The sequence below is a fragment of the uncultured Aquimonas sp. genome (genome assembly GCF_937888285.1).
Taxonomy (GTDB): Bacteria; Pseudomonadota; Gammaproteobacteria; order Xanthomonadales; family Xanthomonadaceae; genus Aquimonas.
Map to the genome: position 1 here is coordinate 85812 of NZ_CALART010000090.1, position 11907 is coordinate 97718.

The window sequence follows — 11907 nt, forward strand, 5'->3', positions numbered from 1 at the left end:
CCGCAGCGGCTCGCATGAAACGGCCGCACATCCGGGTCCGGACCGCGGCCGCAGCGCGACATCGCAGGGCTTTCGCAGGAAAGCCCGAAGGGGGCAGCGGGTGGACTTCGCGAGCTTGTCGGTACTGGTGGTCGAGGATCATGGCTTCCAGCGGCGCATGGCCCTGCGCCTGCTGGCCGACATCGGCTGCGGCGAATGCCTGGAGGCCGCCAGCGGCGAGGAGGCGCTGGCCCTGCTCGAATCGCGCACGCAGCCGATCCACGTGCTGCTGGTCGATCTCGACATGCCCGGCATGGACGGGGTGCAGTTCATCGCTGCGGTCGCCGGCACGGGCCTGGCCTCGGCGCTGGTGGTGGCAAGCGCGCTGGAGCCGGCCCTGCAGCACACCGTCGAGAACATGGCCCGCGCCTATGGACTGCGCGTGCTGGGCAGCGTGCAGAAGCCGCTGACCGGGACCAAGCTGCGCGACATCCTCTCCACCCTCGCCATCGAGGCCGATCCGGTCGGCATGCCGCAGCAGGGCAGCCTGAGCCCGCAGTGCCTGCAGCGCGCGCTGCAGCAGGACGAGTTCGTCGCCTACTTCCAGCCGCAGGTGACGGTCGACAACGGCCGCGTGGTCACGGTCGAAGCGCTGGCGCGCTGGCGCCGTGGCGACGGCGAGATGGTCTGGCCGGCGCAGTTCATCCCGGCGCTGGAGCATGCCGGCCTGATCGAGGAGCTGACCCTGCGCATGCTCGACCAGGCCTGCGCCTGGCAGGCGCGCTGGGCCGCCGACGGGCTGGTGCTGCGCGTCGCGGTCAACGTGTCCATGCTTGGCCTGACCGAAGCCGACGCCGCCGACCGCTTCCAGCAGGTCGCCGAGCGCCACGGCGTGGCACCTTCGCAGATCGTTCTCGAACTGACCGAGAGCGCGGTGATGCAGGAGGCCGCGACCGCCCTGCAGGCGCTGGCGCGACTGCGTCTGAAGGGCTTCGGGCTGTCGATCGACGACTTCGGCACCGGCTATTCCTCGCTGTCGCAGCTGTCGCAGATTCCCTTCACCGAGCTCAAGATCGACCAGACCTTCGTCACCGGCGCGCAGCGCAATCCGCGCCGGCGCGCGGTGGTGGAAGCCAGCCTGGAGCTGGCCCGCAAGCTCGGCCTGGCGGTGGTCGGCGAAGGCGTCGAGACCACCGCCGAGTGGCAGATGCTGGCCGAGCTCGACTGCACCTTCGCGCAGGGCTACCTGATCGGCCGCCCGGTGCCGGGCGAGGAGCTGCCGGCCGTGGTCGCCGCCTGGCGGCGTCCGGGCGCCTAGCTGCGCATGGGCCGCGGCTGGCGCCGTCCGGGCATCCGCGCCCAGCTGCTGGGGCTGGCCGCACTGCTGGTCGGCACCGGCAGCGCGGTGCTGCTGATCGACGAATCCGCCAGCCGCAGCCACGCCCGCAACCTGCAGTGGATGGCCGAGGTCCCGCTGGCCAACGTCGCCAGCGCGCGCGCCATCGCCGAGGCCTATGCCCAGGATCTGGGCGGTGCGATCTGCCGCGCCGCCCACGGCCAGATGGGCGCGGAACAGGCGATTGCGGTGGCCGAGTCCGCGCAGGCGCGCATCGAGGACCACTGGCGCAGCCTGCTGCTCACGCCGCAGGACGGCGCCCAGCAGAACCTGCTGGCGCAGGTCGGCGAAGCCCGCGCCGAAGCCGACCGCGCGGCCGGCCGCGCGATCGCGGCGCTGCGCGAGGGCGACGCGGCCGCACTGCTGCGGCTGTGCCGCGCCGAGCTGGGCGCCGCGCTGGATCCGGTCACCCTGCGCCTGCGCCTGCTCGCCGAACTGTCGATCACCTCCGCACAGGCGCGCATCGACGAGGACCGCGCCCTGATGCACCGGGTCGGCGCCTGGCGGCTCGGCCTCAGCCTGTTCACCCTGGCGGTGGTGGTGATCGTCGCCTGGCGCCTGTCGCGCACCCTGGTGCGCGGCATCGAGGGCCTGGAGGACATGGCCCTGCGCCTGCGCGAGCGCGACTTCCGCGAGCTGCCGGTGTTCCGGCCGGACGGCGAGCTCGGCGCCGTCGTCGACGCCTTCGAGGACATGCGTCGCGAGCTGCTGCGCTACGGCTCGGAGCTGCGCCAGTCGGAGCTGCGCGCGAACGCGGCCAACCGCGCCAAGAGCGCCTTCCTCGCCACCATGAGCCACGAGCTGCGCACGCCGATGATCGGCGTCACCGGCATGGTCGAGGTGCTCTCGCATACCCGCCTCGACGAGGACCAGCGGCGCGCGCTGGCGCTGATCCGCCACTCCGCCGACAGCCTGCTGCAGATCATCGGCGACATCCTCGATTTCTCGAAGATCGAGGCCGGCAAGCTGGAGCTGGCGCCACAACCAGTCGACCTGCGCCGGCTGATCGAGGGCTGCGTGCTGAACTTCGTGGCCGCGGCATCGAGCAAGGGCCTGAGCCTCGACTGCCGGATCGACCCCGCGCTGGGCCCGGCCTATCTGGCGGATGCCCTGCGCCTGCGGCAGGTCCTCGGCAACTTCCTGTCGAATGCGATCAAGTTCACCGAGCAGGGCGGCGTGCACGTCAGCCTGGAACGGATCGGTCGCGGCGAGCGCGGCGAACGCCTGCGGCTCAGCGTCAGCGACACCGGCATCGGCATCCCGCAGGAGGCCCAGGCGCAGCTGTTCGAGCCCTTCGCCCAGGCCGAGACCAGCACCACCCGGCGCTTTGGCGGCAGCGGGCTTGGGCTCGCCATCTGCGCGCGGCTGGCCGAACTGCTGGGCGCGCGCATCGCGCTCGACAGCCGCGTCGGTGAAGGCACCACCCTGCGCCTCGAACTGGAGCTGGCGCCGGCCGATCCGGCGGCGATCGAAGCCGAGGCCGCCGCCAGCGCGCAGACAGCGCGACGCCAGCTGCCCAGCACCGAGGAGGCCGAAGCCGAGCGCAGCCTGGTGCTGCTGGTCGACGACCATCCGACCAACCGCCTGGTGGTGACCCGACAGCTGGCGCTGGCCGGCTTCCGCTGCGAGGCCGTCAACGACGGCGTGCAGGGCCTGGAGGCCTGGCGCAGCGGGCGCTTCGCGCTGGTGCTGACCGACCTGCACATGCCGCTGATGGACGGCTACCAGCTGGCCGCCGAGATCCGCGCCGACGAGGCGCGCCGCGGGCTTGCGCGCACCCCATTGATCGCGCTGACCGCCGCGGTGCTGAAGGGCGAAGCCGAGCGCTGCATCGAGGCCGGCATGGACGACTACATCGCCAAGCCGGCCAGCATCGACACCCTGCTGCGCAGGCTGACGCACTGGCTGCCGCATCTAGCCAGCGCGCCGTCCGCCCTGCCGGCGCCGCTCGGCGAAGGTGTGCCGAAGGCGGCGGTCGGCGCCGAGACCCCCGCCTTCGACGCTCAAGCCTTGCGCGTCGTGCTGGGTGAGGACCCGGCCGAGCTGGGGCAGGTGCTGGACGAGTTCCTCGAAGCCGCCACGCTCGACGTCGCGGCTGCGGCGGCCGCCCGCGAGCGCGGTGATCGCCCGGCGCTGGTGCGCGAAGCGCATCGGCTGAAGGCGGCCGCCGCGCTGGCCGGGGCGGCGGCGCTGGCCGAACAGGCCGCGCTGCTGGAGGCGAACGGCGCCGCGCTGGCCGACGAAGCGCTCGAACTGGGCGTGGCCGGTCTGCAGCTGCGTCTGGCGGAATTCGCCGCGGCCACCGCCAGCCTGCGGCTGGCAGGCTGTTGAAAAGCAGCCTGCCAGTCCGACCAGGGATGGCCGGGACGATGAAGCAAGCGCGTAAGCGATGGATGTGTCGTGAGGCGGTACGGACCTGCGCCGGACCGCCGACTTGAAAAACTCCCCGGAAGGGAGTTTCTCAACACGCTGCTGGCGCCACGCGAGGGCACGCCGCCCCGCCGGGACTGATCCGCGGCCATGGTCGAATCCGGCGGCCGCGGCCGGGCCGCTATCCTGTGCCGCCCCGGTTCGCGCCCCCCGTTCATGGCTTTCGACGCGTTTCTGCTGATCCTGGTGATGCTCGTGGTCGGCATGGCCGCCGCGCGCAGCGGCGTGTTCGCCGACAACGCCGCCGAGGTGCTCAACCGCTTCGTGCTCTACATCTGCCTGCCGGCGGCCATCCTGCGCGCGGCCCCCAAGCTCGAATTCAGCGTCGGCCTGCTGGGGCTGGTGGCGGTGCCGTGGATCGTGCTGGCGGCAAGCATCGCCCTGGTCCTGCTGGCCGCACGCCTGCTGCGCTTCGGCGAGGCCGAGCGCGCCGTGCTGCTGCTGTGCGTGCCGCTGGGCAATACCAGCTACCTCGGCTATCCGCTGATCGAGGCCATGCTCGGCGAGTACGCCCTGCGCTATGCCGTGGTCTACGACCAGTTCGGCAGCTTCATGATCCTCTCGACCTGGGGCCTGTGGGTGCTGGCGCGCTACGGCGGCGACGCCAGGCCCAGCCTGCGCGACATGGGCCTGCGGGTGCTGAAGTTCCCGCCCTTCATCGTGCTCGTGCTGGCGCTCACGGTGATGCCCGCGGAGCCGCCGCAGGCCATCGATGCGATCCTGCAGCGCCTGGCCGACGCCCTGCTGCCGGTGGTGGCGATGGCGGTCGGCCTGCAGGTGCGGCTCGCCCTGCCGCGCAGCGAAGCGGTGCCGCTGGTGGTCGGCATCGCCTACAAGCTGGCGCTGATGCCGCTGCTGGTCTGGCTGCTGCTGCCCGTGCTGGGCCTGTCCGGCGACATGGCGCGGGCGGCCGTGCTGGAAACCGCGATGCCACCGATGATCACCGCCGGCGCGCTGGCGATCTCGCACGGGCTGGCGCCGCGCCTCGCCGCCGCCTTCGTCGGCTATGGCATCGTGCTGTCGCTGCTTTCGCTGCCGCTCTGGCATAGGCTTCTGAGCTGACAGCCCACCCCACGCCGGAGCCCGCCATGGCCCTCGATCCGCAGCGTCTCGCCCCGCTCTACCCGCTCGACAGCCTGCGCCGCGACACCCTGGAGCACCTCTGCGCCGAGGCCAGCCTGATGCGCTACGGCCCGAACGAACCGCTGTTCCGCGCCGGCGATGTCGACGAGGACCTGGTCTACCTGCTGGCCGGCAGCATCGATGGCCAGTATCCGGATGGCCGCAGCAAGCGCATCGAGGCCGGCAGCCTGCAGGGTCGCTATCCGGTGGGCGAGGCGCAGCCGCGGCGCTTCAGCGCGCTGGCCGGCCCCGAGGGCGCCGAGGTGGTCCGCATGGATCGGCGCGCCACCGAGAAGCTGCTGGCCTGGGACCAGCTCTGCCGTCACCGCAACGAGCAGGCCGACAGCGCCGAGGACCACGCCTGGGTCTATCGCCTGCTCGGCAGCCGCGCCTTCCAGAAGCTTCCGACCGGCAACATCGAGCGCATGTTCGCGGCCTTCCGCGAGATCCGCGTGCCGGCCGGCGAAGTGGTGATCGAGGAAGGCGCCGAGCCCGACTACTTCTACGTGATCAAGCAGGGCAGCCTGTCGGTGGCCAAGACCCTCGACGGCCAGCCGGTGGTGGTGGCCTACCTGGTGCGCGGCGACTGCTTCGGCGAGGACGCCCTGCTGTCCAACACCCGCCGCAACGCCACCGTGCGCACGCTGGAGGACTGCCGGCTGATGCGCCTGTCGCGCCCGGAGTTCGAGACCGTGCTGAAGCCGCCGGCGGTGGACTGGGCGAGCGTCGACGACGCCGCCGCGCTGACCCGCGCCGGCGCCAGCGTGGTCGACGTGCGCCTGCCCAGCGAATTCCGCCAGCGCGCCCTGCGCGACGCCATCAACCTGCCGCTGGCGACCCTGCGCGAGGGCGCGGTCGAACGCCTCGACCGACGCCGCCCGGTTCTGGTGTATTGCAATACCGGAGAGCGCAGCGCAGCGGCGTGTTTCATCCTGACCCGGCTGGGCTACGAGGTGCGGGCGCTGCAGGGGGGCCTGGCGCGAGTGATGAAGAAGCCGGCCGCTTGAGGTCGCACCGCGCACGAGCCGCGCGCTCGTCGCGGTTCCGCTTCGTGGCGCAGCGGCCTGCAGCCAAGCGCGAGCGCTTTCGGTCGTTTGCTCCCAAGGGCCATCATCATTGGCGCGACTCGCCACGCGAGCCATAGGGTGGGCCCCGGCCCACCATGAGCTGCGCTCTCGCCCCGTGGTAGGGGATTGTCCTATCGCTTCAAGCGAAGACGAGTCCAAACCGGGGCAAGCGTTGAGCCCATGGTGGGCCAGGGCCCACCCTATGGCGATTACCCGGCGCGGCGGCACGGAGGGCTCACCGAAAGCCCTACCAGGGCAAGGCATCCAGATCGACATTGCCGCCCGACAGGATCACGCCCACCTCGCGGCCTTCGAACAGCGCCGGGTTCTTGATGATCACCGCCAGCGGCACCGCGCAGCTCGGCTCGATGACGATCTTGAGCCGCTCCCAGATCAGGCGCATGGCGGCGATGATCTCGGCCTCGGAGGCCAGCAGGATGTCGTCGAGACGTTCGCGCAGGATGCCGAAGGTCAGCGGGCCGAGTTCCGCGCGCAGGCCGTCGCAGATCGTGTCGGCGATGCGGCCGGTGATGCGCTGGCCGGACTTCAGCGAATCATGCGCGTCGCGGGCCTGTTCGGGCTCGGCGCCGAACACGCGGATGCCGGGCCTGAGCGACTGGGCGGCGATCGCCGTGCCCGACAGCAGGCCGCCGCCGCTGACCGGTGCCAGCACGGTGTCCAGCGTCGGCATGCTGTGCAGCAGCTCCAGCGTGGCGGTGCCCTGCCCCGCGATCACGCGCGCATCGTTGTAGGGGTGCACGACCTCGGCGCCGGTCTGCGCCAGCACCTCGGCCATGGCGGCGTCGCGCGCGGCCTGGTGGGTCTCGCAGGGGATGATCTCGGCGCCGAAGTCGCGGATGGCGGCGAGCTTGATCTTCGGCGCCGAGCGCGGCACCACCACGCGGGCGGGAATGCCGCGCAGGCGGCAGGCCAGCGCGATCGCGGCGCCGTGGTTGCCGCTGCTCTGGGTCAGCACGCCGCGCGCCGCCTGCGCCTCGCTGAGGCCGAACACCGCGTTCGCCGCGCCGCGGAACTTGAAGGCGCCGATGCGCTGGAAGTTCTCGCACTTGAAGTGCAGGCGGCAGCCGGCGATGCGGTCCAGCGAGCCCGAGCGCAGTACCGGAGTCACCTGCGCATGCGGAGCGATGCGCGCGGCCGCGGCGCGGATGTCGTCAAGGGTGGGAACGGTGGTGGCGGGGTTCATGGTCACGGTAGCTTCGATGGGTGAGCGCAGCCTGAGCGTGCAGCGATGGTGGCGCAATGGGAACCGCGATGCGCAACTCCGAGGCGCGCGACGTCTTGAAGGCTCTTGCTCGAAGGTCGGCGCTTGTGGCCCGCCACGCGTCGATTCAGTGCTTTGCTCCCCTCTCCCCTGGAGGGAGAGGGGCCGGGGGAGAGGGGGCGATCTTGCCGCGAGTGTGCCCCCTCTCCCCAACCCCTCTCCCTCGCGGGGAGAGGGGCTCAACCGCAGCCAACGCTCTGCACGCAGCCTGCGGTCCGCACCCAGCTTGCGGGTCGAGCGCTCGCCTATACACCGCCGAGGAGGCTTGACCTGGTAGAGCGTGTCTACAAAGAGCAGGGACGGTGCCTCGCGGTAGCCGCGGCCGCTCCACGAATCCCGAATCCCCAATCCCAGCTCTCAACCCTTCGCCGGAAAATTGCGCGCCATCACCGCATCGATCGGCGGCAGCGCGTCGATGGCTGTAGCGATGGCGTGGAGCTTCGGCGCGTGCTCGGCGAACCAGGGCCGTCGCGGGTTCCAGCGGCTCATCACCGCGATGTAGAGGTCGATCGCACTCATCCGTTCGCCGAGAAACCACGGCCCGCTGGCCTCGGCCTCCAGCAGGGCCCAGGCGCGATTGCGCCAGCCCTCGACGCTCGCCAGGAAACCCGGCTGCGCCGCGGCCATCGGCACGAAGCGCGCGGGGATGTCGGCGTAGGTGAAGGTCGGATAGATCGTCGACACGCAGTAGGTCAGCCAGCGCAGGAAGCGGCCGCGGCAGCGCTCGCTGGGCAGCGGCACCCAGTCCTCGCTGTCGTTGGTCTCGGCCAGCCACAGGGTGATGGCGAGGCTCTCCGCCAGCACCTCGCCGCCGGCGGTGACCAGCGTCGGCACCTGGGCCAGCGGATTGATCCGGGCCAGCGCCGCGCGCGCCTCGGCATCTGCGAGCAGGTCGCCCACGCGTTCGAAGCGATACGGCAGGCAGTACCACTCGAGCTGCGCCTCGATCAGGGCCGAGCCCCAGCCCTCGCGTCCGTACAGCAGGTACATGCATTCCCCTCCGACTTTGGTCGTGGTTCGGCGGATTCGAACAGGCCCGCAGCAGTGTCGTGACCTTCGCGGCTCGCCGTTCGCGCGTGGCCCCGGCATGCTACGCGATCACTTCCGGCCCTGATCCGACATGTCCGAGTCTCCGCTCATCCTTCGCAGCGACTATCGCCCACCGGCCTGGCGCATTCCGCGCATCGGCCTCGTGTTCGAGCTCGACGCCGAGCGCACGCAGGTCGAAGCCGAGCTGTGGCTGGAGCCCGAGCGCAGCCGCCGCGGCGAGCCGCTGGAGCTGGACGGCGAGGGCCTGGAGCTCGAATGGCTGGAGCTCGACGGGCGCCGACTCGGGCCCGGCGACTACCGCTACGACGGCCATCGCCTGCACATCGAGGGCCCGCGTCAGGCCTGCGTGCTGCGCAGCCGGGTGGCGATCGCGCCGTCCGCCAACACCGCGCTCGAAGGGCTCTACACCAGCGGTGCCCTGCTGCTGACCCAGTGCGAGGCCGAGGGCTTCCGCCGCATCACGTTCTTCATCGATCGCCCGGACGTGCTCAGCGTCTATGCGGTCGAGCTGCGCGCCGAGCGCGCGCGCTACCCGGTGCTGCTGGCCAACGGCAATCCGGCCGGCAGCGGCGAGCTGGAGCACGGCCGCCACTATGCGCGCTGGCAGGATCCGCATCCCAAGCCCTGCTACCTGTTCGCGATCGCCGCCGGCCGCATGGAGCGCGTGTCGGCGCCCTTCATCACCGCCGAAGGCCACAACGTCGAGGTCAATGTCTGGGCCGAGCCGGGCTTCGCGCCGCGCTGCGAGTACGCGCTGGGCGCCACCCTGCGCGCCATGCGCTGGGACGAGCAGCGCTTCGGCCGCTGCTACGACCTCGACGTGTTCAACATCGTCGCCGCCCAGGATTTCACCATGGGCGCGATGGAGAACAAGGGCCTCAACATCTTCAACGCGCGCTACATCCTGGCCGACCAGGACAGCGCCACCGACGCCGACTTCGAGGCGGTGGAGTCGGTGATCGGACACGAGTACTTCCACAACTGGAGCGGCAACCGCGTCACCGTGCGCGACTGGTTCCAGCTGTCGCTGAAGGAAGGTTTCACCGTCTTCCGCGACCAGGAGTTCACCGCCGATCTGCGCTCGCGCGCAGTCAAGCGCATCGAGGACGTGCGCATGCTGCGCATGCGCCAGTTCCCCGAAGATTCGGGCGCCCTGGCGCATCCGGTGCGGCCCGACAGCTACCGCGAGATCAACAACTTCTACACCGCCACCGTCTACGAGAAGGGCGCCGAGGTGGTGCGCATGCTGCACACCCTGCTGGGCGAGGCGAGCTTCCGCCGCGGCTGCGACCTCTACTTCGCACGCTGGGACGGCCAGGCCGCCAGCGTCGATGCCTTTCTCGACGCCATGCGCGAGGCCAGCGGCCGCGATCTGCTGCAGTTCGAGCGCTGGTACGCGCAGAGCGGCACGCCGGAGGTGCAGATCGAAGCGCGCTACGACGCGCAGGCGCGGCGCTGCACGCTGGACATCCGCCAGCACAGTGCACCGACACCCGACCAGGCCGGCAAGCAGCCGCTGCACATCCCGCTGGCCTACGCCCTGTACGGCGCCGATGACGCACCGATCGCCGCAGTGCCGAGCGGCGATGCGGCGGCGCGTGCCGGCCTGATCGAGCTGACTGCCGAACGGCACACCCTGGTCTTCGACGGCATCGACACAGCGCCGCTGCCGAGCTTCCTGCAGGGGCTGTCGGCGCCGGTGCGTCTGCGCTTCGACTACAGCCCCGCCGAACTGGCCCGGCTGGCGCGCATCGAGCGCGACCCGCTGTGCCGCTGGGACGCCCTGCAGCAGCTTGCGCAGGCCGCCCTGCTCGACGCCTCGGCTGCGCACGCGCACGCGCTCAGCGAAGCGCTGGGCCTGCTGCTGGCTGACGAAAGCGTGGATCCGAGCTTCGTCGCCCTGTGCTGGCAGCTGCCCGAGTTCGAGGTACTGGTGAACGCGCGTCCGCAGGTCGACATCGACGGCCTGATCGGCACGCGCCGCGCCCTGCGGCTCAAGCTCGCCCACGATCACGCAGCCCTGCTCGGCCGGCGCTACGACGCTCTGGCGGCGCAGTCACCCGATGCGCTGGACGCAGCCTCGTCCGCTGCGCGGCGCCTTAAGAACGCCTGCCTGCACTACCTCGGCCTGGTCGAGGGCGACGGCGCGCGCGCCTTCGCGCAGTTCGAACGCGCGGGCACCCTCACCGATCGCCTCGCCGCGCTGACCGTGCTGATCCACGGCGGCGCAGCCCAGGCTGAGGCGGCACTCGACACCTTCCAGCGGCGCGTCGGCGAGGACCTGCTGCTCAACGACAAATGGATCGCCGCGGTCGCCACCCGCCCGCAGTCCGGTGCGCTCGACGAAGTGCTGGACCTGCTGTCCAGCCCGCACTGGCACCCGCGCAACCCGAATCGCGTGCGCGCCCTGCTGGGCAGCTTCGCGCGCAGCAATCCGGCCGCCTTCCACCGCGCCGACGGTGCGGGTTACGCCCTGCTGTTCGACCAGTTGCCGAAGATCGACGCGCTGAACCCGCAGGTGGCGGCGCGACTGATCGGCTCGCTCGAAGCCTGGCAGCGCTTCGACGCCGGCCGCCGCGGCCTGATCGAGTCCGGCCTGCGCGGACTGGCGGCGCAGGCGCTGTCGCGCGACTGCGGAGAGATGCTGGAGAGGTTGCTGGCCTAGCCCACGCGGGGTAGGCCCTGGCCCGCCTGAGGGTTCGCGCTCGCCTCGGACTTGTTGAGGCGATCCCGCGATCCCGCGATCGCAGCGAAGGTCAAGGTCAAGATCAAGTTCAAGGTCGAGATCAAGGTCGAGATCAAGGTCGAGATCAAGAGCATTCGGTCCGTCCTTCCGCGCTCCCAAAGCATGGCCATCCATGGCCATTCCCGCGTGCGGGCGGCCCGACCTCGCGGCTGTCATAGGGTGGGCCCTGGCCCACCATGAGCTCCACACTCGCCACGGTCCTGCTTCTTCGCTTCGTCGCTTCGTTGTTCGAAGCGAAGAGCAAGAGCTTTCGGTCAGCCCTTCGGGCTGCCCGACCTACCTTTCTTTGCGTGGCCAAAGAAAGGTAGGCCAAAGAAAGGCCACCCCTCGTCCGCGCCCTCTGCGCATCCTTGCGCAGAGGGTTCGCGTGAGTCGGTCGGGGTTTTCGGACAGGCCATCCCTGGCCTGTCGAAAACCTTGGCCGCATCCCTGCGGCCAACCCTGCGGGCGGATCGACCGCCTCCCGCCGCTCCCCAGGGGCCCCGTGGAAGAGCGCGGGCTCCTGCCCGCCGAAGCCGAAGCCGAAGCCAAAGCAAGGGCAAAGCCGAGAGCGAGAACCAACCCGAAGACGAAGACAGAATCGCCGCTGCAACAGCGCAACGCTGGCGCTCGCTCTTGCTTTCGCTCTCCCTGTTGCTCTCCCTGTTGCTCTTGCTGTTGCTCTTGCTGTTGCTCTTGCTGTTGCTCCGGCTCTTGCGGGCAGGAGCCCGCGCTCTTCCACGGGGCCCCTGGGGAGCGGCGGGAGTGCGTGGATCAGCCCGCAGGGTCGCCGGCAGGGATGCCGGCGATGTTCGTGACAGGCCAGGGACGGCCTGTCCACGAACACCCACGGACT

The 11907-nt window shown here is 70.9% G+C and carries 7 protein-coding genes; 5 read left to right on the forward strand and 2 right to left on the reverse strand.

Annotation, left to right across the window (positions count from 1 at the left end; all coding sequences use genetic code 11):
• Positions 1-100: 100 nt before the first annotated feature.
• From Q0654_RS16705 to Q0654_RS16720, 4 genes are all read left to right on the forward strand, one after another.
• Entirely contained in the window at positions 101-1297 is a 1197-nt protein-coding gene (locus Q0654_RS16705; protein ID WP_298855989.1) for an EAL domain-containing response regulator, read from the forward strand.
• A gap of 6 nt (positions 1298-1303) precedes the next feature.
• Entirely contained in the window at positions 1304-3706 is a 2403-nt protein-coding gene (locus Q0654_RS16710) for an ATP-binding protein (protein ID WP_298855990.1), read from the forward strand.
• A gap of 255 nt (positions 3707-3961) precedes the next feature.
• Positions 3962-4867, forward strand: a complete 906-nt coding sequence (locus Q0654_RS16715) for an AEC family transporter (protein WP_298855992.1) — start codon at positions 3962-3964, stop codon at positions 4865-4867.
• 26 nt (positions 4868-4893) lie between these two features.
• The gene (locus tag Q0654_RS16720; protein ID WP_298855995.1) at positions 4894-5934 is read left to right on the forward strand and encodes a cyclic nucleotide-binding domain-containing protein; all 1041 of its coding nucleotides are present in this window, start codon (positions 4894-4896) and stop codon (positions 5932-5934) included.
• 307 nt (positions 5935-6241) lie between these two features.
• Here the strand turns inward: Q0654_RS16720 and Q0654_RS16725 are convergent, their stop codons facing one another.
• Together Q0654_RS16725 and Q0654_RS16730 are read right to left on the reverse strand one after the other, a co-directional pair.
• Positions 6242-7198: a pyridoxal-phosphate dependent enzyme gene (locus Q0654_RS16725; RefSeq protein WP_298855996.1), complete on the reverse strand. Its 957-nt coding sequence runs from the start codon at positions 7196-7198 to the stop codon at positions 6242-6244.
• A gap of 435 nt (positions 7199-7633) precedes the next feature.
• Complete coding sequence (locus Q0654_RS16730) at positions 7634-8266, reverse strand: glutathione S-transferase (RefSeq protein WP_298855997.1); 633 nt, start codon at positions 8264-8266, stop codon at positions 7634-7636.
• A 130-nt stretch (positions 8267-8396) separates the two neighbouring features.
• On the opposite strand from Q0654_RS16730, the gene pepN reads away from it, so the two are divergent.
• Positions 8397-10991 carry an aminopeptidase N gene (gene pepN / locus Q0654_RS16735; RefSeq protein ID WP_298855998.1) on the forward strand — a complete coding sequence of 865 codons (2595 nt, stop codon included), beginning with the start codon at positions 8397-8399 and terminating at the stop codon, positions 10989-10991.
• Positions 10992-11907 lie beyond the last annotated feature (916 nt).